Here is a 24,037-nt window from a genome sequence, read left to right on the forward strand (position 1 = left end):
TTAGAGCTGCTGAGTAACGAACGACAGCATCTGGTCGGCCGTGGAAATGACTTTGGAGTTCATCTCATAGGCACGCTGGGTGGTGATCATGTTCACCAGCTCTTCCACGGTGCTGACGTTGGAGTTTTCCAGCGTCTGCTGCAGGGTGGTGCCAAAACCGTTCAGGCCTGGGGTGCCCACCTGAGGCGCGCCACTGGCGGCGGTCTCGAGGAACAGGTTGTCGCCGATCGCCTGCAGGCCGGCCGGGTTGATGAAGTCGGCGGTCTGGATGTTGCCGATCACCTGTGCAGCCGGGTTGCCGGCGGTGGTGATCGACACGGTGCCATCCTGGCCAACGGTGAAGGTCTGCGCGTCGTTAGGCACGACAATGGCAGGTTCCAGGGCGTAGCCGTTGCCAGTGACGATCTGGCCGTCGGAGTTCAGGTGGAAGGTACCGTCACGGGTATACGACACGGTGCCGTCCGGCTGCAGGATCTGGAAGAAACCGCGGCCATTGACTGCCATGTCCAGCGGGTTGTCGGTGGTTTGCAGGCTGCCGGCAACGAAGCTTTTCTGCGTGCCCACAATACGCACACCGGTACCGACCTGCAGGCCCGAGGGCAGCTCGCTGTCCTGGGTCGACTGGGCGCCAGGCTGGCGCTTGATCTGATACAGCAGGTCGGCGAATTCGGCGCGATCACGCTTGAAGCCGGTGGTCGAGACGTTGGCCAGGTTGTTGGAAATGACCGTCAGGTTGGTGTCCTGGGCGGACAGGCCGGTTTTAGCGACCCAAAGAGCCGGAAGCATGTAAGTTCTCCTCGTGCGCCTGTTTTACGGCACCCGTTCAAAAGTGATTAGCCGATTTGCAAAACCCGAGCCATGGCTTCGTCGCCTTCCTTGGCCGCATTCATCATCTTGACGTGCAGTTCGAACTGGCGGGACAGCGCCAGCACCGAGGTCATCTCCTCGACAGCATTGACATTGCTGCCTTCCAGGAAGCCAGACACCACGCGCACGTTGACGTCGGCATCGGCCGGCTGGCCGGAACTGGTATGGATCAAGCCGTCCAGGCCCTTTGTCAGGCCTTTGGTGTCCGGGTTGACCAGTTTGATGCGGTCGACCTCGGCCATCACCCGCGGGTCTTCACCCATGGAGCGGATGCTGATGGTGCCGTCGGCACCCACTTCCACTTTCTGCTCCGGCGGGATGGCGATCGGGCCACCGTTGCCGATCACCGGCATGCCATTGCCGGCACGCAGCACGCCGAGGGCATCGATGTTCAGGCTACCGGTACGCACATAGGCTTCGCTGCCGTCCGGCGCCTGCACGGCGATAAAGCCTTTGCCGGTCACCGCCACGTCAAGGTCGCGGCCAGTTTCGACCAACGGGCCTTCACTGAAGTCGGTGGCCGGGCGCTCGGTCATGGCGAATGCGCGCGCCGGAAAGCTGTCACCGAACACCGGCATCGAGCGGGCCTGCTCCAGGTCGCGCTGAAAACCGTTGGTGGAAATGTTCGCCAGGTTGTTGGCGTGGGCCTTCTGCGCCAGCGCGTTCTGGCTGGCGCCGGTCATGGCCACATAAAGCAACTTGTCCACAGTTTCTCCTCTGCGCGTCGCTGCCGCGCTGTCACTGGGCAGGTTCCAAGCAATAATTGAACCAAGTCTGAAACACCCGGTTTACGGGGCTTTCAGCGTGGCAAGGGGCAATAACCGTCAGTTTGTCGGCGGATGTTTGCCGCCTGCGGCAAGGGCTTGCTCAATGGGCGCGGCAGGCGGCGTTGTTGTAGGGGCCGGAGTGGCGCACCCAGCCTTTGCCCGGGTTGTGGGCCGAGCACAGGTAGCGGCCGGTGACCAGGCTTTGCCATTGATAGAACGGGGCGGGGGCGGCGGGAGCCGGCAGAACCAGCACCAGCAAGGGGAACAAGGCCAGTAACGTCAGCCGCTTCATGAGCGTGAACCTTCACATTCTTGGGGCCGCTTTGCGGCCCCAATTACAAACACCACAGCCAAAACAATCATCAGGTCATCTGAATGATGGTCTGCATGATGGTGCTTTCAGTGGAAATGGTCTTGGCGTTGGCCTGGTAGTTGCTCTGCGCCTTGATCAGGTTGACCAGCTCGCCGGTCAGGTCGACGTTGGAGTCTTCCAGTGCACCACCGGAAATCTGGCCGAGGGTCCCGGTGTCCGGGGCGCCGACCACCGGCACGCCCGAGGCGAAGGACTCTTTCCAGTTGGTGCCGCCAATCGGCGTCAGGCCCTGCAGGTTGGCGAAGCTGGCAATCGCCACCTGGCCGATGACCTTGTCCTTGCCGTTGGTGAAGCTGGCAAACAGGTAGCCGCTCTGATCGATGCTCAGCCCCGACAACTCACCGGTGGCGAAGCCATCCTGGGTTTTGGCGATTTCTGCCGACGATGCGTTGTATTGGGTAGCACCCAGCATGTCCAGCTTCACACCGTCCGCGTTGGCGATGGCGCCATTGGCCGACCACTCTCCGGCGGCATTTTTCTGCGCCGGGATCCAGTTGTTGAGCTGGAAGATCTTGTCTTCGCCAATGCTCAGGCCGCCCACGACATCACCCGCAGTCATTGCATCCTTGTCCAGCGTACCATCGGACTTGAACGGTACGGCGTTGACCAACGGCGTGGTGGAAGCCGGATTGGCCGGGTTGCGCCCATCGATAGTGGTGTGCATCGACCAGGTATTGGTCGTGTCGTCCTTGATGAAATACTGATTCATCTGGTGTTCGTTACCCTGGCTGTCGTACACCGGGGTATTGAACGTGAAATTGTAGGAACTGGCGTTGGCAGGATCGAAGGGCGTCACCGAAGGAGAGGTCGCACCCGAGTTCAGGTTGATCTTCTCAGTGATGAGGCTGGTCGGCTTCGGCGTCAGGTTGGACGTATCGATCTGCAGGTTGGTCAGGATACCCTGGATGATCTTGCCGTCCTCGCCGACCGCATAACCCTGCAGGTTGGCACCCGAAGCATTCACCACATAACCGGCCTTGTCGCTGTAGAACGCGCCAGCACGGGTGTAGATCTTCGACCCGTTGTCGTTCAGGGCAAAGAAGCCGTTGCCATCAATGGCCATGTCCAGTGCCTGGCCGGTAGCATTGATATTGCCTGGCGTGAACAACTGCGAAACCGCAGCGGTCTTTACCCCGGTGCCGATCACGGTCTTGCCCGCGCTGGTGCCGCGGATGGAGTTGGAGTACTGGTCGGCAAACTCGGCACGCGAAGACTTGAAGCCGGTGGTGGCAACGTTGGCAATGTTGTTGCCGGTAACGTTCAGGGCCTTGTTTGCTGCATAGAGGCCGCTAAGGCCGATATTGAAAGACATGTGTAACTCCTGTCGTTTTGCTCAGGCCCTAGATGCCGATGCTTTGGATTTTGGAAAGCGCAACACTGCCCAGCCCGGCCAGGTTGAGTGTCATCTCCGAACCGTTGCTACCCATGGTCACGCTGGTTACCGAGGCCGGCAGGTTGGTGGTCATGGCCGTGGCCTTGCCATCGATCGAGGCGGTAGCCTTGAAGGTGTAGGTCCCGGCGGCCGCAACTTCACCGTCATCGTTCAGGCCATCCCAGGTAAAGTCGATGCTGCCAGACTTCTGGGTACCCAGCTCGATGGTGCGCACCAGCTTGTCGTCCTTGTCGTAGATCCCCACCGAGGTGGAGGTACTGGACGACGTCAGGTTGACCGAGCCCTTCATGTCCTTGCTGGTATCGACCACGGCCTTGTCGGTTTGGACAATGACATTGCGCCCGACCAGCGACGACGCCTGCAAGGCCTGGGAAGATTGCAGCCCGGCCGCGATGTAGGTCACTGCGTCGTTCAGCGACTGCATGCTTTCCAGGCTGCTGAACTGCGCCAACTGGGCCACGAACTCGCCGTTTTCCTGCGGGTCGAGCGGGTTCTGGTTCTGCATCTGGGTAACCAGCAACTGCAGGAAAGCGTCCTTGCCCAGCGCGCTGCCGGCGGCACCGGTAGAGCTGTCAGTCTTGGACGTTTGCTTCTGCAGCGAGCTCAGGTATGCGCTGCCGACGTCTGTAGTGGAATTGGTGGTGGTCATGTCGGCTTCCTATCACTGCCCCAGGGTCAGCACTTTCTGCATCATGTTCTTGGCCGTGTTCATCAGTTCGGCGTTGGTCTGAAACGCGCGACTGGCGGAGATCATGTCAGCCATCTCCTCGACCACATTGACGTTCGGGTAGTAGACGTAGCCGTCCTTGTTCGCCGCTGGGTGGCTCGGCTCGTAGCGTGCTTCCAGCGTGCTCTGGTCTTCGACGATGCCTTTTACCTGCACGCCCTGCCCTGCCTCACCCTGGTCCTCGAACAGCGACTGGCTGCTGCCGGCCTGCGCATTCTGGAAGGTGGTGGCAAACACGGGGTGGCGAGCGCGGTACGTCTGGTCGATGCTCGAAGACACGGTCTCGGCGTTGGCGATGTTGGACGCCACGGTGTTCAGACGCGTGTTCTGTGCGCTCATGCCGCTACCGGCAATGTTGAAGACACTGGAAAGGGACATGGTCATTCTCCCCGCAGGGCGGAAACCAGCCCTTTGAATTTACTGTTGAGCAAGGTGAAACTGGCCTGGAAGCCAATCGCGTTTTCCGTGTAGTTCGATTGCTCGATCTGCGCATCCACGGTGTTCTGGTCGATCGACGGCTGCAGCGGCGTGCGGTACTTGAGGGTTTCATCGGCCATGGCCAGGCCCTCAGCTTCGATGTGCCGGCTATTGGTCCGGTCAAGGTTGAAGCGGCCGCCGCTCTGCTGCTTGGCGCTTTCGGCTGCAAGCACCGAGGCAAAGTCCATGTCACGCGCCTTGTAGTTGGGCGTGTCGGCGTTGGCGATGTTGTTGGCCAGCACTTCAGCGCGCTGGGCGCGGAAGCCCAGCGCCTTTTCGTGGATACCAAGCGCCTTGTCGAAGCTGATGCTCATGTCAGGGAAACCTTCAGAGGTTGACCGGAATTTCGTTGAGCAAGGTATAGCAAGGGCTGTGCCAACCACTGCAAAGCCCGTGTTTATGGGGTTTTGCGGGGCAGCACTGTCAGATTGATGGCAGAAAAGCGGCAAAGGCCTTCCGCCTGCGGTGACAAAAGCGGCAATTGATGGGCGGCAAAAGCGGCAAAACAAAAAATTGACGTCGTTGTTTGGCGATAGAAGTGTGTTGCCTGGACGATCGGGCAGCGCTCGATCTCACAAACGCCACCCCCTTCAAGGCATACCTTACTTGGCCTGGTAGATAATCCCCGGGCTGCACTGCACCATCTGGTAATGGTCCGGCAAACCGTTCAGCGCTTCCGAGGCGCCGAGGAACAGGTAGCCACCTGGCTTGAGGGTACTGTGAATGCGCAGCAGGATGTCCTTCTTCACCTGCGCCGAAAAATAGATCAGCACATTGCGGCAGAACACGATGTCGAACTTGCCCAGACTGGCATAGCTGTCGAGCAGGTTGAACGAGCGGAACTCGACACGGCTGCGAATCGCTGGCTTGACCGCCCAGCGCCCCGGCCCCTTGGGGTCGAAGTAGCGCTGCAGGCGCTCCTGGGACAGGCCGCGGGCAATCGCCAGGCTGTCGTATTCGCCGGTCTTGCAGTTGGTCAGCATGGTGCCGGAAAGGTCGGTGGCGACGATCTGCGCCCCCATCTTCAACTGGCCGAGGTTGCTGCGCTCGAACTCGTCAATCGCCATCGAAATGGAATACGGCTCCTGCCCCGACGAACAGGCCGCCGACCACATGCGCAGGCGCTGGCCGGGGTTGTTGCGGATGAACTCGGGGATCACCTTGTTCTTCAGCACCTCGAAGGGGTAGGTATCGCGAAACCACAGGGTCTCGTTGGTGGTCATGGCATCGACCACCTGCTCGCGCAAACCGCCGCGCGGCTGGGCCTGAATGCGCTGCACCAGCTCACCCAGACTCTTGATGCCCTGTTGCTCCATCAGCTTGTTGAGACGGCTGGAAACCAGGTACTGCTTATTCTCGCCCAGCAGGATGCCACAGGCTTTCTCCAGGAAGACCCGGAACTGTTCGAAATCCAAATTACCCGTAGACACTACTGCCGCCTCTTTTCAATCACTGATGCCGGGGGCATGCCCCCCGGCTGCTTCAATGCGCTGCCTTGATCCGGTCGACCACCCGTTGGGCCAGGTCGTCCGGCTTGAACTTGGCCAGGAAGTCATCGGCGCCGACCTTCTTGACCATTGCCTGGTTGAACACCCCGGAAAGCGAAGTATGCAGGCAGATGTGCAATTTTTGCATGCGCGGATCGCTGCGAATCTCTGCGGTCAGCGTATAACCGTCCATTTCCGGCATTTCAATGTCCGAGATCATCATCAGGAACTCTTCTTCCGGCTTTTTGCCCTCATCCACCAGCTGACGCAGGTAGTTGAGCGCCTGACGGCCATCATTGAGCGCCACCACCTCGACCCCAACGGTCTGCAGGCAACGGCTGACCTGCTTGCGCGCCACCGACGAGTCGTCGACGGTCAGTACCCGCATCAACACCGCCTTGTCCTGCACGTCGGCATCGATCACACCGGCCGACACCGACTCGGACGACGGCGACACTTCGGCCAGCACCTTCTCCACGTCGATGATCTCGACCATGCGGTTGTCCACTCGGGTGACCGCAGTCAGGTAGTGATCACGGCCGGTCCCCTTGGGTGGCGGATGGATCTCTTCCCAGTTCATGTTGACGATGCGCTCCACCGAATGCACCAGGAAGCCTTGGGTCTTGGTGTTGTACTCGGTGATGATCACGAAACTGTTGCGTGTGTCTTCCTGCAGCGGTCGCAACCCGGTGGCCATCGACAAGTCGAGGATCGGGATGGTCGCCCCACGAATATTGGCAACGCCACGCACCACAGGGTGCGCCTTGGGCAGCAGGGTCAGCGCAGGGCATTGCAGTACTTCCCTGACCTTGAACACATTGATGCCGTAAAGCTGTTCGCCATTTAGGCGGAACAGCAGCAATTCCAGGCGATTCTGCCCCACCAGCTGCGTGCGCTGGTTGACCGAATCCATAACACCCGCCATGCCAGACTCCTTAACGTTTCAGCCTTTCGTTGCAACTCAGGTAGCGAGTCGGCACGGGCTTTGCTTTTTTGAGTGTCATGCACACGAAAACGACATTTTCCCGACGATTGACACGCTTGCTGACTGGCCCGCTGGCCACGCTGTGCCTGCTGATGCCCGGCGTTCGCACGGTGGCGAACGCGTTCACCTTGCCTGAACAGCTTATCGGTGTCACCCAAGGGTTTCTTGAATTCACCGTTGAAGATTATCTGTCCACGACCCAGACTGCCGGCCGCTACGAGATCCAGGTCAACCCGCTGGACCCACGCTTGCGCATGCCGTTGTGCAGCCAGCAGCTGGACGCCTCACTGGAAAGCCCGGCCCAGCCGCTGGGCCGGGTGACGGTACGGATACGCTGCAACGGCGCAGCACCGTGGACGGTATTTGTGCCGGCCACCGTGCGGCTTTTCCGCGACGTGGTGGTGGTGACCCGCCCACTCAAGCGCGACAACACGGTCGGCGAAGGTGACGTGGCCCTGCGCGAGCGGGATGTCGGCACCCTGGGCCAGGGTTTTCTGACCGAGCTGGACCAGGCGGTGGGCATGAAGATGCTACGCCCGACGGTGATCGACCAGGTGCTCACCCCGCAGCACCTGGAACAGGCGGAGGTGGTGCGCAAGGGTGATCAGGTGGTGATCATTGCCCGCAGTGGCAGCCTGAGCGTGCGCATGCCGGGCGAAGCCCTGAGCAAGGGCGGGCTGAGCGAGCAGATCCGGGTACGCAACCTCAATTCCAAACGGGTGGTCAAGGCCAGGGTGACTGGCCCCGGACAGGTCGAGGTCAGTATGTAGGCCTGCTACCAGATTGCACTGGCAGTGAGGAACCGCTTTTCCTAAACTGTGTCAGAACACGGGTTCGCGGGCTTGCCGACAGGCGGCTATGCATTTGTGCCTAAAGTTTATATCGGGTTGGCCGAAAACAAGGCAAGCGTCCAAATACCCAGAGGTTTCTGATCATGGTCATCGACTTCAGTCGTTTGAATAATTCTCCGTCCGTCACGGGCGGCGTGCGCGGCAACACCGCGTCCGGCAGCGCCGAAAAACCGGCAGCCAGCCAGGAAGCGGTGAAAGACACCAGCGCCAGCGGAGAGGCGGTTCACCTCAGCCAGGAGGCACAGCAGTTGCAGAAAATCAGCGACAAGCTGCGCGACGAGCCAGTGGTCAACAGCGCCCGTGTGGCCCAGTTGAAGCAGGCAATCGCCGACGGCAGCTACCAGGTCGATGCCGGCCGCGTCGCCAGCAAACTGCTTGATTTCGAAGCCCAGCGCTGACCGTACGGCGCGCTGACTTCACGGACGCCAAAAAAGCCAAGAGTTAGCCATGCACGACACCACCTTGCTGCAACTGATCGAAGATGACATTGCCCCGATGCAGGAACTGCTCGACCTTCTGCACAAGGAAGCAATTGCCCTGCATGGCCGCGACATGCCGCTGCTGGAGCAAATCCTGGCGCGCAAGCAGTCGTTGATCATCCTGCTCGAGCAGCACGGCCAGCGCCGCAGCCAATTGCTCGGCAGCCTGGGCCTGAGTGCCGACCGCACCGGTGTGCAGGCTGTAGCTGCGCAGTCACCCCATGGTGATGTGATGCTGCAACGGCTCGACATGTTGTCGCAACTGATGGACGACTGCCAGCAGGTCAACCAGACCAATGGCCGGATCATCCAGGTGCAGCAGCACGTCACCAACAACCAGATCCGCATCCTTCAGGGCGGCGATTCGCCTTCGCTCTACGACAGCCGCGGCAGCACCTCGCCGCTGGCCAAGCCACGGGCCCTCAGCCAAGTGTGATTTTTCTGTCAAGGCACGGAACATAGTGGCAAAATGCCGTTACTTGCGTGTGTCGCTTTTGCCTGGAGAACGATAAGCTGTGTTCAATGAATCCGATGCCCCGCAACCACCCAAGGTGTTGAGCACCCCCTTGGAGATTGCGGCCAACTTGCGGCAGCTGCAGGAAAGCCACGACCCGCTGATCATCACCTTCCACGACCGCAGCCAGCGTTTCCAGAGCTATGTGGTGCACGTGGACCGCGAAAGCAACACCCTGGCACTGGATGAGATGATCCCCCGTGACGGCGAGAAATACATCGAGAACGGCGAGCACTTCCGTGTCGAAGGCTTCCACGATGGTGTACGCATCGCCTGGGAATGCGATCACGCGCTGAAAATCAGTGAAGTCAACGGCCACCGCTGCTACAGCGGCGCCCTGCCGCAAGAGATGACCTATCACCAGCGCCGCAACGCCTTCCGCGCCGCGCTGAAGCTATCGCAGCTGGTCGATATCATCCTCGACGGTGCTCACCTCAAGGGCAACGGCGCCATGCGAGGCAAGCTGCTTGATATCTCGGCCACTGGCTGCAAACTGCGCTTCGAGGGCAATGTCGAAGACCGTTTGCAACTGGGCCAGGTGTATGAGCGCTTCAAGGCGGGCAACCCACTGGGCCTGGTGGACACCATGGTCGAACTGCGTCATCTGCACTATGAAGAGCGCATCAACACCACCTTTGCCGGCGTACGCTTCCACAACCTGAGCGGGCAGGCTCAACGCAAGATCGAGAGTTTTGTGTATCAGCTGCAGCGTGAGGCGCGGCGGTTCGACAAGGACGATTACTGAAGCAACGTCAGTTGCACATGCTGACGAACGGGGCTGCTTGATGCAGCCCCGTTTGCATTTCAGCCCCCGTCAGCCTCAGCAAGCCCAGGAATGCTTGCCGGGTTATCCTCGGCTTGTCGACCGCTTAGGGTTCCAGCACCTACTACAGCCAACACCAGGAGCTGAGCCTATATGTTCCATTCCTCATTCACCGCCGAATTGCATTGTCAATATGGACGTGTCGGGGTTGTCGAAACCCCTGTTTACGTTCATCCCTTGTTCTCACTCGATCAGGATGGCTGGTTGTGCACCGAGGATCAGCGAGATTCGGCGAGTTTCAAACCCGTGACCTTTCACTTCCGATTCATCAAGCTGAGCGGCGATCGGCTGTACTACACCATCAGTGGTGAGGATACCTGGCAATACTTTGGCTCCAAGCTGAGGAAGAACTCCCATGGGTGGCTGGGACTTTATGCCAGTCACGTTGTAGGAAGGGTCCTCTCATACTCCACCCCATTGCTGTACAGAGAAGTATTCGGCGGGCAGGAGTGGAAAATCCAGATCCTTGACGAGTGGGACGGCAACCTCGAAGACGCCGAGCAGATCCGTTTTTACATTCGCGATAGCGAAGGGCACCGGGTTGCACTGGCCAAGGAGGTCTATACCAGGGACAGGGTGAAGCTTCACCACTGGTTCCTGAACGCGGGCGACAAAGCCGGTGAGTTGCTGGTGTTCACACTCAAGAACATCAAGCTCACCTGATGGACCGGGGGTGCCCGCCGCTTGCGGCGGGCTACATTCAAACCGACGAGTTGGCCTCGGTCTCTGGGCTGCTCGTCCCCTGCCTCTGCGGCAAGTCTTCTTCTGTATCCTCGGCAGCCACCGGCGTTTGCATGACATCTTGCACCGTTTGTTCATCTACCCGTGGGTCCAGCGCCGCCGACAGCGGCGAACCGGCTGCCGGCATCGCCACGTGGCCCAGCGGTGCATCCTGCACCTGATGCAGGCCGGTAACCGCTTTCGGCCGAATGCGCCAGACCAGCACCAGGGCGAAGAATACAAAGAAGGCGTACAGCATCTGCGCGCCCAGTACCTTCATCAGCACACCAGCCGCCAACGGGCCGATGCAGGCACCTACACCGTAGGTCACCAATAACATCGCCGTCAGCGATACCCGGCGCTCGCTTTCCACGTGGTCATTGGAAAAGGCAACCGCCAGCGGGTACAGGCAGAACTGCAGCAGCGAGATCAGGAAGCCGATACCGAACAGCAACTCCAGCGGCACACTGGGCAGTATTGCCAACGGCGCAGCAGCCAGCGCCAACCCTACCGCTACGCTACGAATCAGCACTGCGCGGTCATAACGGTCAGACAACCAGCCCAGCGGCCACTGCACCAGCAGGCCGGCAAAAATGCAGCTACCCATGAACAGACCGATCTGCTCGGTACTCATCCCCTGGCTTGACGCATATAAAGGCGCCAGACCGTAGAACGAGCCGACAATCAGCCCCGAGCCTAAAACCGTACTGAGCGACTGCGGCACGCGCTTGATGAAGAACTTCGGCTCCATCGGTGCCGGGCGCAACGGCGCGGGGTGAATACGCCGGGTCATCGCCACGGGCACCAGGCACAGGGCAAAGCACATCGCCACCAGCATCAGCAGCTCCGGGCCGAGCTGCGGGTGCACCACCAGAATCAACTGGCCAAGCACCAGCCCCAGGTACGAGGCGATCATGTAGCCGCTGAACACCGCGCCCCGGTGTTTCACATCGGCCTGCTCATTGAGCCAGCTCTCGATGACCATGTATTGGCACATCATCCCCAGGCCGACGATCACGCGCAGCCCGACCCAGGCCGGCAGCCAGCTGGTCAGGCCATGACCGAGCACCGCAGCGCCGACGATACCGGCACAGGTGGCATAGGCGCGTATGTGCCCTACCCGTCCGATCAGCCGGTGGCCAACCTTGCCGCCAACCGCCAGACCAAAGTAGTTGGCCGCCATTAACGCACCCACCCACAGGCTGTCGACGTGGTCGGCAGCCAGGCGCAGGGCCAGGTAGGTACTGAGCAGGCCCGAGCCGATCAACATCATCAGCGCGGCGAAATACAACGACTGAAACGGCTTCCATACATTTCGCATACGTCCCGTGGAGCTCCCTGGTCAGGTGGCAGTTTTGGGTGCTAGCAGCATAAAGGCAAAAACTGCCTGGCGCAGGCCCCCGACAGCTATTTGGCACTGCGGGGGCGTGCCCGGTGCAGGTTGTGTCGCGCTCAGGCCTGTGCCGCCAGGACCCGGCGCTCCCACGGCGTGATCTCGTCGAAGAAATCGCTCAGCTCAAGGGTCTTGCTGGCAATGTAGCCTTCGATGAATTCGCTGCCGAACAGTTCCCGCGCCAGCGTGCTGCGCTTGAGCCTTTCCAGGGCCGCATGCAGCGTGCACGGCAGTTTCAGGTGTTCAGGCACTTCGAATTCGCCCTGGATGGCCGGCGATGGCTGCAAGCGTTGCTCGATACCATGCAGCCCAGCGGCCAGGCTGGCGGCAATGGCCAGGTACGGGTTGGCATCGGCGCCGGGCAGGCGGTTTTCCACCCGTCGCGCTATCGGCGCACTGGCCGGAATGCGCAGGCCAGCGGCGCGATTGTCCTGCGACCAGCACGCATTGTTCGGCGAGGCATAGGGGTGGCACAGGCGCTGGTAGGAATTGACGTTGGGCGCGAACAGCGCGGTGAAGTCGGCCATGCACGCCTGCAACCCGCCGATGAAGTGGTGGAAGGTGTCTGTCGGCAGGCCCTGCTCATCACTGAATACGTTACGCCCGCTGCCGGCCTCGACCAGGCTCTGGTGAATGTGCATGGAGCTGCCAGGCGTGCGCGCCAGCGGCTTGGCCATGCAGACCACCGTCAGCCCGTGCTTGAGCGCCACTTCCTTGAGCAGGTGCTTGAACAGGAAGGTCTGGTCGGCCAACAGCAGCGGGTCGCCGTGCAGCAGGTTGATCTCGAACTGGCTGACACCCATTTCGTGCATGAAGGTGTCACGTGGCAGGCCCAGCGCCGCCATGCAGTGGTACACCTCCTTGAAGAACGGGCGCAGGCCGTTGTTGGAACTGACACTGAACGCCGAATGGCCCAGCTCGCGGCGGCCATCGCTGCCTACAGGCGGCAGGAACGGTTGCTGCGGGTCGGTGTTGGGGGCAAAGACGAAAAACTCCAGCTCGGTTGCCACTACCGGCGCCAGGCCCAGTGCCGCATAGCGGGCTATCACGGCTTTTAGCTGACCCCGTGTGGACAGTGCCGAGGGCCGGCCATCCAGCTCGTTGGCATCGCAGATGGCCAAGGCACGGCCGTCATTGCTCCAGGGCAGGCGGTGGACCTGACCGGGTTCGGCCACCAGTGCCAGGTCGCCGTCGTCACTGCCGTAGAATTTCGCCGCTGGGTAGCCGCCCATGATGCACTGCAGCAGCACTCCCCGGGCCATCTGCAGACGACGGCCTTCGAGGAAGCCTTCGGCGGTCATCACCTTGCCGCGCGGGACGCCGTTGAGGTCGGGGGTGACGCATTCGATTTCATCGATGCCCTGAAGCTGAGCAGTGCTCATGACGCTTGTCCTTGTTGTTTTAGGCTGACAACAACATAGGCTGCGGGTGTTTAAAATATCAAGCAGCCTGTTGGCCGGCACGGCCCCCTACTCCCGCAAGGTCATGCCATTGGCCGGCAACGGCAACGCCGTCTTGTAGCGCACCTGCTTCAAGGCAAAACTCGAACGGATATTGGCCACCCCCGGCAAGCGCGTCAGGTAATCGAGAAACCGCTCCAGCGCCTGGATGCTCGGCAGCAGCACCCGCAGCAGGTAATCCGGGTCCCCGGTCATCAGGTAGCACTCCATCACCTCGGGCCGCTCGGCGATCTCTTCTTCGAAGCGATGCAACGACTGCTCCACCTGTTTTTCCAGGCTGACATGGATGAACACATTCACGTCCAGCCCAAGCGCCTCAGGCGACAGCAAGGTCACCTGCTGGCGGATCACCCCCAGCTCTTCCATGGCCCGCACCCGGTTGAAACAAGGCGTGGGCGACAGGTTCACCGAGCGTGCCAGCTCGGCATTGGTGATGCGGGCGTTCTCTTGCAGGCTGTTGAGAATGCCGATATCAGTTCGATCGAGTTTGCGCATAAGACAAAATCACCGGTTTTTTGTGTTTATGCGGAATGTTTATCTGCCCCGCTCGGCAAAGGCAATCAACTTGAGAGAAAAATTCTCCTGCCGGGCCACTAAGATGTAGGTGACGCTGACTTACCAGTCACAAGCCGGTATTCAGCGGCGGCCGCTTCAGAGCTCACAAAAACAAATACCCGAGCGAGCGTAAAAAGCATGAACGAGTACGCCCCCCTGCGTTTGCATGTGCCCGAGCCCACCGGCCGGCCAGGCTGCCAGACCGATTTTTCCTACCTGCGCCTCAACGATGCAGGTCAAGCCCGTAAACCCGCTATCGATGTCGACGCTGCCGACACTGCCGACCTGTCCTACAGCCTGGTCCGCGTGCTCGACGAGCAAGGCGACGCGCAAGGCCCCTGGGCCGAAGACATCGACCCGCAGGTCCTTCGTCAAGGCATGCGCGCCATGCTCAAGACGCGGATCTTCGATAGCCGCATGGTGGTTGCCCAGCGCCAGAAGAAGATGTCCTTCTACATGCAAAGCCTAGGCGAAGAAGCCATCGGCAGCGGCCAGGCGCTGGCGCTGAACCGCACCGACATGTGCTTCCCGACCTACCGCCAGCAAAGCATCCTGATGGCCCGCGACGTGTCGCTGGTCGAGATGATCTGCCAACTGCTGTCCAACGAACGCGACCCCCTCAAGGGCCGCCAGTTGCCGATCATGTACTCGGTGCGCGAAGCCGGCTTCTTCACCATCAGCGGCAACCTGGCGACCCAGTTCGTGCAGGCGGTCGGCTGGGCGATGGCATCGGCGATCAAGGGCGATACCAAGATCGCCTCGGCGTGGATCGGTGACGGCGCTACTGCCGAATCGGACTTCCACACCGCCCTCACCTTTGCCCATGTATACCGCGCCCCGGTCATCCTCAACGTGGTCAACAACCAGTGGGCCATTTCCACCTTCCAGGCCATCGCTGGTGGCGAGTCGACCACCTTTGCCGGCCGTGGCGTAGGTTGCGGTATCGCTTCGCTGCGGGTTGACGGCAACGACTTCGTCGCCGTGTACGCCGCCTCGCGCTGGGCTGCCGAGCGCGCCCGCCGCGGCCTCGGCCCAAGCCTGATCGAGTGGGTCACCTACCGGGCCGGCCCGCACTCGACGTCGGACGACCCCTCCAAGTACCGCCCTGCCGATGACTGGAGCCACTTCCCGCTGGGTGACCCGATCACCCGCCTGAAGCAGCACCTGATCAAGATCGGCCACTGGTCCGAGGAAGAACACCAGGCCGTCACAGCCGAGCTTGAAGCTGCGGTGATTGCCGCACAGAAAGAGGCCGAGCAGTACGGCACCCTGGCCAACGGGCACATCCCGAGCGCCGCCTCGATGTTCGAGGATGTGTACAAGGAGATGCCCGAACACCTGCGCCGTCAACGCCAGGAACTGGGGGTTTGAGATGAACGACCACAACAACAGCATCAACCCGGAAACCGCCATGGCCACCACTACCATGACCATGATCCAGGCCCTGCGCTCGGCCATGGATATCATGCTTGAGCGCGACGACAATGTGGTGGTGTACGGCCAGGACGTCGGTTACTTCGGCGGCGTGTTCCGCTGCACCGAAGGCCTGCAGAACAAGTTCGGCAAATCGCGCGTGTTCGACGCGCCCATCTCCGAGAGCGGCATCGTCGGTACCGCCGTGGGCATGGGTGCCTATGGCCTGCGCCCGGTGGTGGAGATCCAGTTCGCCGACTATTTCTACCCGGCCTCCGACCAGATCGTCTCCGAACTGGCACGCCTGCGTTACCGGTCGGCCGGCGAGTTCATTGCCCCGCTGACCCTGCGCATGCCTTGCGGCGGCGGCATCTATGGCGGCCAGACTCATAGCCAGAGCCCGGAAGCGATGTTCACCCAGGTCTGCGGCCTGCGTACCGTGATGCCGTCCAACCCTTATGACGCCAAAGGCCTGCTGATCGCCTCGATCGAATGCGACGACCCGGTCATCTTCCTCGAGCCCAAACGCCTGTACAACGGCCCGTTCGATGGCCACCACGACCGCCCAGTAACACCGTGGTCGAAGCACCCGCACAGCGCCGTGCCCGACGGCTATTACACAGTACCGCTGGACAAGGCCGCCATTACCCGCCCTGGCAATGACGTGACCGTACTGACTTACGGCACCACGGTGTACGTGGCCCAGGTGGCCGCCGAAGAAACCGGCGTGGATGCCGAAGTGATCGACCTGCGCAGCCTGTGGCCGCTGGACCTGGACACCATCGTCGAGTCGGTGAAAAAGACCGGTCGTTGCGTGGTGGTGCACGAGGCAACCCGCACCTGCGGCTTCGGTGCCGAACTGGTGGCGCTGGTCCAGGAGCACTGCTTCCATCACCTGGAGGCGCCAATCGAGCGCGTCACTGGCTGGGACACCCCCTACCCTCACGCACAGGAATGGGCTTATTTCCCAGGTCCTTCGCGGGTAGGTGCGGCATTGAAAAAGGTCATGGAGGTCTGAATGGGCACGCACGTCATCAAGATGCCGGACATTGGCGAAGGCATCGCGCAGGTCGAGTTGGTGGAATGGTTCGTCAAGGTCGGCGACATCATCGCCGAGGACCAGGTGGTGGCCGACGTCATGACCGACAAGGCCACCGTCGAAATCCCTTCGCCGGTCAGCGGTACAGTGCTGGCCCTGGGTGGCCAGCCCGGTGAAGTGATGGCGGTCGGTAGCGAACTGATCCGCATTGAAGTGCAAGGCAGCGGCAACCATGTGGATGTGCCTCAGCCAAAGCCGATAGAGGCCCCGGCCGCCCCGATTGCAACCACGCCGGAACCGCAGAACGACGTAAAACCCGCCGCCTACCAAGCGCCCGCCAACCACGAAGCTGCACCCATCGTGCCGCGCCAGCCGGGCGACAAGCCGCTGGCCTCGCCGGCTGTGCGCAAGCGCGCCCTGGATGCCGGTATCGAACTGCGTTATGTGCAGGGTAGCGGCCCGGCCGGGCGCATCCTGCACGAAGACCTCGACGCCTTCATGAGCAAGCCGCAAAGCAGTGCCGGCCAGGCACCGAATGGCTATGCCAAGCGCACCGACAGCGAGCAGGTGCCGGTGATTGGCCTGCGCCGCAAGATCGCCCAGCGCATGCAGGATGCCAAACGCCGGGTCGCGCACTTCAGTTATGTGGAGGAAATCGACGTCACCGCACTGGAAGCCCTGCGCCAGCAACTCAACAGCAAGCACGGCGACAGCCGCGGCAAGCTGACCTTGCTGCCATTCCTGGTGCGCGCCCTGGTCGTGGCACTGCGTGATTTCCCGCAGATCAACGCGACCTACGACGACGAAGCGCAGATCATCACCCGCCACGGTGCGGTGCATGTGGGCATTGCCACCCAAGGTGACAACGGCCTGATGGTCCCCGTGCTGCGCCACGCCGAAGCGGGCAGCCTGTGGGCCAATGCCGGCGAGATTTCGCGCCTGGCCAACGCTGCACGTAACAACAAGGCAAGCCGCGAGGAGCTGTCCGGCTCGACCATCACCCTGACCAGCCTCGGCGCCTTGGGTGGCATTGTCAGCACGCCGGTGGTCAACACCCCGGAAGTGGCAATCGTCGGGGTCAACCGCATGGTCGAACGGCCGGTGGTGATCGATGGCCAGATCGTCGTGCGCAAGATGATGAACCTGTCCAGCTCGTTCGACCACCGCGTGGTCGATGGCATGGACGCCGCCCTGTTCATCCAGGCCGTGCGTGGCCTGCTCGAACAACCCGCCTGCCTGTTCGTGGAGTGAGCATGCAACAGATTATCCAGACTACCCTGCTGATCATCGGCGGCGGCCCTGGCGGCTATGTAGCCGCCATCCGCGCCGGGCAACTGGGCATTCCTACCGTACTGGTGGAAGGCCAGGCACTGGGCGGCACCTGCCTGAACATCGGCTGCATCCCGTCCAAGGCACTGATCCACGTGGCCGAGCAGTTTCACCAGGCCTCGCGCTTTACCCAACCCTCGCCGCTGGGCATCAGCGTGGCTTCGCCGCGCCTTGACATCGGCCAGAGCGTCACCTGGAAGGACGGCATTGTCGACCGCCTGACCACCGGTGTTGCCGCCCTGCTGAAAAAGCACGGCGTGAAAGTGGTGCATGGCTGGGCCAAGGTACTGGACGGCAAGCAGGTCGAGGTCGATGGCCAGCGTATCCAGTGCGAGCATCTGTTGCTGGCGACCGGTTCCAGCAGTGTCGAACTGCCTATGCTGCCGCTGGGTGGCCCGGTGATTTCCTCGACCGAAGCCCTGGCACCGAAAGCCCTGCCGCAACACCTGGTGGTGGTAGGCGGTGGCTATATCGGCCTGGAGCTGGGCATTGCCTATCGCAAGCTGGGGGCACAGGTGAGTGTGGTGGAAGCGCGCGAACGCATTCTGCCGACCTACGACAGCGAATTGACCGCCCCGGTGGCCGATTCGCTGAAGAAGCTGGGTATCGCCCTGCACCTGGGCCACAGCGTCGAAGGTTACGAAAATGGCTGCCTGTTGGCCAACGACGGCAAGGGTGGGCAACTGCGCCTGGAGGCTGACCAGGTGCTGGTGGCCGTGGGCCGTCGGCCACGCACCAAGGGCTTCAACCTGGAATGCCTGGACCTGAAGATGAACGGCGCCGCCATTGCCATCGACGAACGCTGTCACACCAGCATGCACAACGTCTGGGCGATCGGCGACGTGGCTGGCGAACCGATGCTGGCGCACCGGGCCATGGCCCAGGGCGAGATGGTCGCCGAAATCATCGCCGGCAAGGCCCGCCGCTTCGAGCCCACTGCGATTGCCGCCGTGTGCTTCACCGACCCGGAAGTGGTGGTGGTCGGCAAGACCCCGGAACAAGCCAGCCAGCAGGGCCTGGACTGCATCGTCGCGCAGTTCCCGTTTGCCGCCAACGGCCGGGCCATGAGCCTGGAATCGAAAAGCGGCTTCGTACGCGTGGTGGCGCGGCGCGACAACCACTTGATCCTGGGCTGGCAGGCGGTTGGCGTGGCGGTTTCCGAACTGTCCACAGCGTTTGCCCAATCGCTGGAGATGGGCGCATGCCTGGAAGATGTGGCCGGCACCATTCATGCCCACCCCACGTTGGGTGAAGCCGTGCAGGAAGCCGCACTGCGTGCCCTGGGCCACGCCTTGCATATCTGACACTGAAGCGGCCAAGGCCGATTTGGCCCGCTGCGCCGAGAGGCGCTGCGGGTCTTTTTTCATTCAGGCCATCTAAGCCTCCAGAAAACAGCGTGCGCGCTGAGGGGCTTGCTACCCGGCAATTGCGTTCTTGCCTGTCCCCTTGGCCCGGTATAGCGCCTTGTCGGCACGCGCCAGCAGCGCGTGCTGGTCCTCCCCTTCCAGCCACTGCACCACGCCATAGCTCATGGTCAGCCGGCAATCACCCACCGGCTCCACCTGCTCCAGCACCTGGCGCAGGCGCGCCGCCACATCAAGCGCCTCCCCCAACGTGGTCTGCGGCAGCACGATGACGAACTCGTCGCCGCCCCAGCGCGCCAGCAGGTCCAGTTCGCGCAAGCAGGTGCGCAGGCTTTCGGCCACCCGGACCAGCGCCGCATCGCCACGGGCGTGACCGTAGCGGTCATTGATCGGCTTGAAATCATCCATGTCCATGGCGATCAGCGACAACGGCTGGCGGAAGCGCTGGGCGCGCTGGCACTCCAGCTGCAACACACTCTCCAGCCGGTAACGGTTGGCGACACGGGTCAACGCATCGCGTTGGGCCAATTCACGGTTTTCGTCCAGTTGCCGCTGTAGCTGCTGGTTCACCCAGGACAACTCGCGGGTACGCTCGGCCACCTGGCACTCCAGCGACTGGTTCTTTTGCTCCAGTTGAGTCACCAAGCGCTTGCCAGCGTCGATATTGCGATGCGCGCCTAGCATGCGTGCCACGGAACCGTCCTCGTTATGCGCGATGACGTAGCCGCTGTCTTCGATCCAGATGTAGCTGCCGTCCTCACAACGGCAACGGTATTCAATGCGGTAGCGTTCGTTGCGCTGATTGATATAGGCCTCGAAATGGGCCATTACCCGTGGGTAGTCTTCGGGATGGATCACGCTTTCCCAGGTAAATACCGAGTTGGCCATGGAGTGGCTGGCATAACCCAGCATGCTGTACCAGCCCGGATTGCGATAAACGTAGCCAGTATTGGCATTCCAGTCCCAGATGCCATCGCTGATCAAATCGAACAAGGTGTGCAACTGCTGTTCACTGAAGCCGGCAGGAACCGGCCTGGTGTCTTGATTCATGGACGCTCTCCCTGATGCCCAGCAACTGCGCTCCGATCAAGGGGCTGCCGACAGTGGTGTTGATTGCCGCGAGCGGCAAGATGATGCCTATCACGGGCAAGCATATGCCCGCCCGTGTGCAACCGAAATAGTGCCAAAGCCCTGATTTCGAACGGCACAGCGCTGGCATGGCTTTTGCGTTGCGTACCTGCCAACGAGATTTCCAAGGAGGAAACATGATAATCGCCCATAACGGCGTCAGCTGGCAGCCCACGCTCCATCAGCCCCGGTACACCAACGATGAGCAGACAGTGGCCCAGATTGCACCGGTCCGCACGCCAATAACCACCGCCAACACGGCGAACCAGCAACAGAGCGGGGGCAGTACCGCTCAGCAAAACGCTGAGGATGCTCGTGCAGAAGCCTTTGCCAAATTCAAGGTGATGTTGCAAAACCTGGGTTCTGCGACCACCGAGCCGGTCATCGGAGAACCACTGCCGCCCAAAACTGCCCGGCAGGAATTTCACGACTTCATGTCCAAGTCGCCCGGCGAGATGATCAAGGAAAAACTGCTGCGTGAAATAGGCCTGACCGAAGAAGAGTACGACGCCCTGCCGCCCGAGATGAAAGCAAAGGTCGACGAGTTGATCGCACAGCGCATGAAAGAAGACATCGAGCGCAAGAGCGAGGAGAAAGCGCAAGAGCAGCTCGCCAAGGTGGGCGGCAGCCTGGATGAAGAGCAACAAGCGGCAAGCCCGGTTTGAAGCGTTCGGTGGCGTCGATGTTCAGGTGGTGCATGGCTTCATCAACGGCAACGCTACCGACGCCATCTTCGGTCTCAGGAAAAATCGGCAGGATGTTGTGCAGAGAATTCGTTTGAGGTCCTTGGCCTTATTGTCCAGGGTGGCAGGCTGGTAGCTATTTGCCACGCGTGGACGCAGGCGCATGACGATGCCTGCGTAGGGGGACGATGTCGGATCCCCCCTAAAATAAGAGAGGACAAGGAAATGCAATCACACGGTTTGAAGCAAAGCCTCAAGCAGCGGCATATCACCATGATCGCGCTGGGTGGGGTGATCGGTGCAGGGCTGTTCATGGGCTCGGGCTCACTGATCGCATCGGCAGGGCCCGCGGCCATACTGTCGTATTTCATTGGTGGCCTGGTGGTCACCCTGGTCATGTTCATGCTGGGCGAAATGGCCTGCCGCAACCCGGATGCAGGGTCGTTTTCGACCTACGCCAACACCTACCTCGGCGACTGGGCAGGGTTTGCGGTCGGCTGGCTGTACTGGTTCAAGTCGATGATGACCATCACCCTGGAAGCGGTACTGCTGGGCGCCATCCTGCATGACTTCCTGCCGTGGCTGCCGATCTGGGCAGGCGCCTTCCTGATGCTGGTGACACTGATGGCCAGCAACGCCTACTCGGTGCGTTCATTTGCCGAAGTCGAGTACTGGCTGGCCGCGATGAAGGTCGCCACCATCCTGATCTTCATGCTGCTGGGCGTCTCGATCCTGCTCGGCCTGCACAGCGAGATACCCGCCCCCGGTCTGGTCAACCTCACCGCCCATGACGGCTTCATGCCCAACGGCCTATCACCGGTGATGGCCGGCGTTATCGTGGTGATCTTCTCACTGGGCGGCAGTGAAATTGCCGCCGTGGCCGCAGGTGAGTCAGAGAATCCGCGACAGAACGTGATCCGCGCGATCAAAAGCGTGATCCTGCGGGTGATGCTGTTCTACGTAGGGTCTGTTTCGATCCTGATCCTTTGCCTACCCTGGACCGACAAGGCCAACCTGGCCTCGCCCTATGTTTCGCTGTTCAGCCTGGCCGGGTTCGGGGGTGCTGCAGTGGCCATGAAACTGGTGCTGTTCGTCTCGTTCATGTCGGTAATGAACTCGTTCATGTTCTCCAACTCGCGCATGCTGTTCTCACTGAGCCAGCGCGGTCATGCGCCCAAGCTCTTCTCACGCACCAGTGCCAAGGGCGTACCGATCAATGCACTGCTGCTGAGCCTGTCGATCTGCACGGTGATCCTGACCGTACACTTTGTCAGTGGCGGCGACCTGTTCATGACCTTGGCCAAGAGTACCGGCAGCCTGGTCATGGTCGTATGGATCTTCATCATCATCGCCCACGTGGCCATGCGCAGGAAAACCCGCCACGAAGCGGTCGCCCCAAACGCCTTCCGTGCCTGGCTGTTCCCCTATACCAATATCATTGCGCTGTTCGCCTTGCTGGCAGTCATCGGCACCCAGGCGTTCGATCCGGCATCGCGTTTCCAGTTCTGGTTCACGGTGCTGACGGTACTGCTGGTAGTGGCGGGGTACTTCCTGATGCGCCAGCGGCTGGCCTCAAGCGCGGCGTTATGCCGCGAACGTGATGCATGACAGCGCCTAGCCAAGCGCAAGTGCTGTAAACAGCAGCGCGGTGGCAACAAAGGCGACGGAGACAATGATGGGAATGACAAGAATGGCGTCCCAGGCAGGAATTGAACCTGCAACCTTCCCCTTAGGAGGGGGATGCTCTATCCAATTGAGCTACTGAGACGCTACGACCGGCAGCGAGCGCTGCACAGCGGGATGGCCAGCATGTTAACCAGCATGCTGGCGTTTGTCATGCCTGAACTGGGCTTTTTCGCGTAATCCTTTTCTGCGGCTGCTATCGCCGCGGTAGCACGCCCTGATGGCGAAGCAGCGAAAAGAATGCAGCGACCGCCGCCTCCAGTGTGGAAGAATTATCCAGCACATGCACCGACGGGTCGGCTGCAGCTTGCAAGCGTGCGCTGCGCGCCAGGCGCTGCTCCACTTCTTCTGCGGTTTCCCGGCCTCGGGCGAGCAAGCGCTGGCGCAGCACCTCAGGCTTGACCTCGACCAACACGGCCAATAAATCCGGGTAGCACTGACGGGCTTCTGCCAAATAAGCCCGCGAGCCATTCACCAGCACTGACCTCCCGGACGCCAACCACTGGTCCACCTGCCGGGGTATGCCATAGTCCAGGCCATTGGCCCGCCAGTGCATGGCAAACGCTCCCTGCGCACGCAACGCGTCAAACTGCTCGGGCGTGACACCCTGGGCAGCTTCACCTTTGGCTTCGGCCGAACGGGTGATGACCCGGCGGGCTACTTCTACCCCGGCGACGGCCAGTTGCTCACGCGAAGCGTCGATCAGGGAATCTTTCCCGGAACCGGACGGCCCGACCAGAAATATCAACCGCCCCGTAGCTGATCGGCGGTCGCTTGCGTCATGTTGCATAGCCACTATGCTCTATGGAGAGAACCGGCGCATTCTAGGGCTTTTCTGGGCATTTTTCTGCGTTTTACCCATTATTGACGGCAAAAGACTGACGGCCAGGCTAGCCAGGGCATGTAAAACTTTTCAAACCAGTGCTCATTTCTGATAATTGGTACTGGCATAAAGCCTTTATCCGGCTCACTATTTGTCACATAATTGACGCCAAGCAAACGGCGACCATGAGGCAAGATGAGCATCCATTTTTCACTGGCGGTTGAACATTTTGTCGTCGCCACGGTCGTACTTCCATCCCGTGCGGCCAATTTGAGAACCGCTTCCCCTGAACCAAACTCTGGTCAATTTATATGCGCCCAATGAAACAGGCTATTTATTCGAGCCGCACCGCTGACAAGTTCGTCGTCCGCCTGCCAGACGGAATGCGTGAGCGCATTGCCGAGGTAGCGCGCAACCACCACCGCAGCATGAACTCCGAGATCATTGCACGCCTGGAACAGAGCCTTATCCAGGAAGGTGCGTTGGGTGACGAGCTGAGCATGCGCCTGGACAGCCCTGAGCTGTCCCTGCATGAGCGCGAGTTGCTGCAGCGTTTCCGCCAACTGTCACACCGCCAGCAGAACGCCCTGGTCGCCCTCATCGCTCACGATGTGGAAATGGCCGCAGACGCCTCCTGAGGCCTGCAGCGAACACAAAAAAGCCAGCGCAAGCTGGCTTTTTTGTGGGCATCTGAATGGCAGCAA

Annotated in this window: 26 protein-coding genes and 1 tRNA gene; 12 read left to right on the forward strand and 15 right to left on the reverse strand. The window is 61.0% G+C overall.

Features of this window, described 5'->3' with window-relative positions:
• The 9 genes from flgG to LVS58_RS13225 all read right to left on the reverse strand — a co-directional run bounded on the left by flgG (position 1) and on the right by LVS58_RS13225 (position 7,016).
• The gene (gene flgG, locus LVS58_RS13185) at positions 1-786 is read right to left on the reverse strand and encodes a flagellar basal-body rod protein FlgG (RefSeq protein ID WP_233691473.1); all 786 of its coding nucleotides are present in this window, start codon (positions 784-786) and stop codon (positions 1-3) included.
• A gap of 47 nt (positions 787-833) precedes the next feature.
• Entirely contained in the window at positions 834-1,574 is a 741-nt protein-coding gene (gene flgF, locus LVS58_RS13190) for a flagellar basal-body rod protein FlgF (protein ID WP_233691474.1), read from the reverse strand.
• Between the two features lie 160 nt (positions 1,575-1,734).
• Positions 1,735-1,926 carry a hypothetical protein gene (locus tag LVS58_RS13195; protein ID WP_233691475.1) on the reverse strand — a complete coding sequence of 64 codons (192 nt, stop codon included), beginning with the start codon at positions 1,924-1,926 and terminating at the stop codon, positions 1,735-1,737.
• Positions 1,927-1,996: 70 nt separating this feature from the next.
• Positions 1,997-3,319, reverse strand: a complete 1,323-nt coding sequence (gene flgE / locus LVS58_RS13200) for a flagellar hook protein FlgE (protein ID WP_233691476.1) — start codon at positions 3,317-3,319, stop codon at positions 1,997-1,999.
• Positions 3,320-3,347: 28 nt separating this feature from the next.
• Positions 3,348-4,049, reverse strand: coding sequence for a flagellar hook assembly protein FlgD (flgD, locus tag LVS58_RS13205; protein ID WP_233691477.1), 702 nt, complete (start codon positions 4,047-4,049; stop codon positions 3,348-3,350).
• Between the two features lie 12 nt (positions 4,050-4,061).
• Positions 4,062-4,505 carry a flagellar basal body rod protein FlgC gene (gene flgC / locus LVS58_RS13210; protein WP_179052797.1) on the reverse strand — a complete coding sequence of 148 codons (444 nt, stop codon included), beginning with the start codon at positions 4,503-4,505 and terminating at the stop codon, positions 4,062-4,064.
• Between the two features lie 2 nt (positions 4,506-4,507).
• Positions 4,508-4,918 (reverse strand): flagellar basal body rod protein FlgB, encoded by a 411-nt coding sequence (gene flgB / locus LVS58_RS13215; protein ID WP_233691478.1) that lies wholly within the window; start codon positions 4,916-4,918, stop codon positions 4,508-4,510.
• A 288-nt stretch (positions 4,919-5,206) separates the two neighbouring features.
• On the reverse strand, positions 5,207-6,034 hold the full coding sequence (gene cheR / locus LVS58_RS13220) for a protein-glutamate O-methyltransferase CheR (RefSeq protein WP_004575768.1): 828 nt from the start codon (positions 6,032-6,034) through the stop codon (positions 5,207-5,209).
• A 52-nt stretch (positions 6,035-6,086) separates the two neighbouring features.
• Entirely contained in the window at positions 6,087-7,016 is a 930-nt protein-coding gene (locus tag LVS58_RS13225; RefSeq protein WP_233691479.1) for a chemotaxis protein CheV, read from the reverse strand.
• A 77-nt stretch (positions 7,017-7,093) separates the two neighbouring features.
• Between LVS58_RS13225 and flgA the strand changes: the two genes are divergently transcribed.
• The 5 genes from flgA to LVS58_RS13250 all read left to right on the forward strand — a co-directional run bounded on the left by flgA (position 7,094) and on the right by LVS58_RS13250 (position 10,406).
• The gene (flgA, locus tag LVS58_RS13230) at positions 7,094-7,846 is read left to right on the forward strand and encodes a flagellar basal body P-ring formation chaperone FlgA (protein WP_012051593.1); all 753 of its coding nucleotides are present in this window, start codon (positions 7,094-7,096) and stop codon (positions 7,844-7,846) included.
• Positions 7,847-8,010: 164 nt separating this feature from the next.
• A complete protein-coding gene (gene flgM / locus LVS58_RS13235) occupies positions 8,011-8,325 on the forward strand; it encodes a flagellar biosynthesis anti-sigma factor FlgM (RefSeq protein WP_003254479.1) in 315 nt (104 codons plus the stop codon).
• Positions 8,326-8,374: 49 nt separating this feature from the next.
• A complete protein-coding gene (locus LVS58_RS13240; RefSeq protein ID WP_010955106.1) occupies positions 8,375-8,842 on the forward strand; it encodes a flagella synthesis protein FlgN in 468 nt (155 codons plus the stop codon).
• A 79-nt stretch (positions 8,843-8,921) separates the two neighbouring features.
• On the forward strand, positions 8,922-9,665 hold the full coding sequence (locus LVS58_RS13245; RefSeq protein ID WP_233691480.1) for a flagellar brake protein: 744 nt from the start codon (positions 8,922-8,924) through the stop codon (positions 9,663-9,665).
• 171 nt (positions 9,666-9,836) lie between these two features.
• Complete coding sequence (locus tag LVS58_RS13250) at positions 9,837-10,406, forward strand: hypothetical protein (RefSeq protein WP_233691481.1); 570 nt, start codon at positions 9,837-9,839, stop codon at positions 10,404-10,406.
• Positions 10,407-10,443: 37 nt separating this feature from the next.
• Here LVS58_RS13250 and LVS58_RS13255 read toward each other — a convergent pair whose 3' ends face one another.
• From LVS58_RS13255 to bkdR, 3 genes are all read right to left on the reverse strand, one after another.
• The gene (locus LVS58_RS13255) at positions 10,444-11,784 is read right to left on the reverse strand and encodes an MFS transporter (protein ID WP_233691482.1); all 1,341 of its coding nucleotides are present in this window, start codon (positions 11,782-11,784) and stop codon (positions 10,444-10,446) included.
• Positions 11,785-11,915: 131 nt separating this feature from the next.
• Positions 11,916-13,157 (reverse strand): glutamine synthetase family protein, encoded by a 1,242-nt coding sequence (locus tag LVS58_RS13260; protein WP_233691664.1) that lies wholly within the window; start codon positions 13,155-13,157, stop codon positions 11,916-11,918.
• A 168-nt stretch (positions 13,158-13,325) separates the two neighbouring features.
• Positions 13,326-13,811: a Bkd operon transcriptional regulator BkdR gene (bkdR, locus tag LVS58_RS13265; protein ID WP_012273540.1), complete on the reverse strand. Its 486-nt coding sequence runs from the start codon at positions 13,809-13,811 to the stop codon at positions 13,326-13,328.
• 198 nt (positions 13,812-14,009) lie between these two features.
• On the opposite strand from bkdR, the gene LVS58_RS13270 reads away from it, so the two are divergent.
• Genes LVS58_RS13270 through lpdA form a run of 4 tightly spaced genes read left to right on the forward strand, consistent with a single transcriptional unit; the run spans position 14,010 to position 18,956 of the window.
• Positions 14,010-15,242, forward strand: a complete 1,233-nt coding sequence (locus LVS58_RS13270) for a 3-methyl-2-oxobutanoate dehydrogenase (2-methylpropanoyl-transferring) subunit alpha (protein WP_233691483.1) — start codon at positions 14,010-14,012, stop codon at positions 15,240-15,242.
• Position 15,243: 1 nt separating this feature from the next.
• On the forward strand, positions 15,244-16,302 hold the full coding sequence (locus LVS58_RS13275; protein ID WP_233691484.1) for an alpha-ketoacid dehydrogenase subunit beta: 1,059 nt from the start codon (positions 15,244-15,246) through the stop codon (positions 16,300-16,302).
• The gene (locus tag LVS58_RS13280) at positions 16,303-17,574 is read left to right on the forward strand and encodes a dihydrolipoamide acetyltransferase family protein (protein ID WP_233691485.1); all 1,272 of its coding nucleotides are present in this window, start codon (positions 16,303-16,305) and stop codon (positions 17,572-17,574) included. It begins immediately after the preceding gene.
• A 2-nt stretch (positions 17,575-17,576) separates the two neighbouring features.
• The gene (gene lpdA / locus LVS58_RS13285; protein WP_233691486.1) at positions 17,577-18,956 is read left to right on the forward strand and encodes a dihydrolipoyl dehydrogenase; all 1,380 of its coding nucleotides are present in this window, start codon (positions 17,577-17,579) and stop codon (positions 18,954-18,956) included.
• A 111-nt stretch (positions 18,957-19,067) separates the two neighbouring features.
• Here lpdA and LVS58_RS13290 read toward each other — a convergent pair whose 3' ends face one another.
• Positions 19,068-20,066, reverse strand: a complete 999-nt coding sequence (locus LVS58_RS13290) for a sensor domain-containing diguanylate cyclase (RefSeq protein ID WP_233691487.1) — start codon at positions 20,064-20,066, stop codon at positions 19,068-19,070.
• 215 nt (positions 20,067-20,281) lie between these two features.
• On the opposite strand from LVS58_RS13290, the gene LVS58_RS13295 reads away from it, so the two are divergent.
• Positions 20,282-20,809 carry a hypothetical protein gene (locus tag LVS58_RS13295; protein WP_233691488.1) on the forward strand — a complete coding sequence of 176 codons (528 nt, stop codon included), beginning with the start codon at positions 20,282-20,284 and terminating at the stop codon, positions 20,807-20,809.
• A gap of 243 nt (positions 20,810-21,052) precedes the next feature.
• Positions 21,053-22,435, forward strand: coding sequence for an amino acid permease (locus LVS58_RS13300; protein WP_233691489.1), 1,383 nt, complete (start codon positions 21,053-21,055; stop codon positions 22,433-22,435).
• An 83-nt stretch (positions 22,436-22,518) separates the two neighbouring features.
• Here the strand turns inward: LVS58_RS13300 and LVS58_RS13305 are convergent.
• Both LVS58_RS13305 and phnN read right to left on the reverse strand, forming a co-directional pair.
• Positions 22,519-22,595 (reverse strand) — tRNA-Arg (locus tag LVS58_RS13305).
• A gap of 111 nt (positions 22,596-22,706) precedes the next feature.
• Complete coding sequence (gene phnN / locus LVS58_RS13310) at positions 22,707-23,300, reverse strand: phosphonate metabolism protein/1,5-bisphosphokinase (PRPP-forming) PhnN (RefSeq protein ID WP_233691490.1); 594 nt, start codon at positions 23,298-23,300, stop codon at positions 22,707-22,709.
• A 344-nt stretch (positions 23,301-23,644) separates the two neighbouring features.
• Between phnN and LVS58_RS13315 the strand changes: the two genes are divergently transcribed.
• Entirely contained in the window at positions 23,645-23,971 is a 327-nt protein-coding gene (locus LVS58_RS13315) for an Arc family DNA-binding protein (protein ID WP_003254499.1), read from the forward strand.
• Positions 23,972-24,037: the final 66 nt, after the last annotated feature.

It is taken from the genome of Pseudomonas sp. JR33AA (assembly GCF_021378985.1).
Lineage (GTDB): Bacteria > Pseudomonadota > Gammaproteobacteria > Pseudomonadales > Pseudomonadaceae > Aquipseudomonas > Aquipseudomonas alloputida.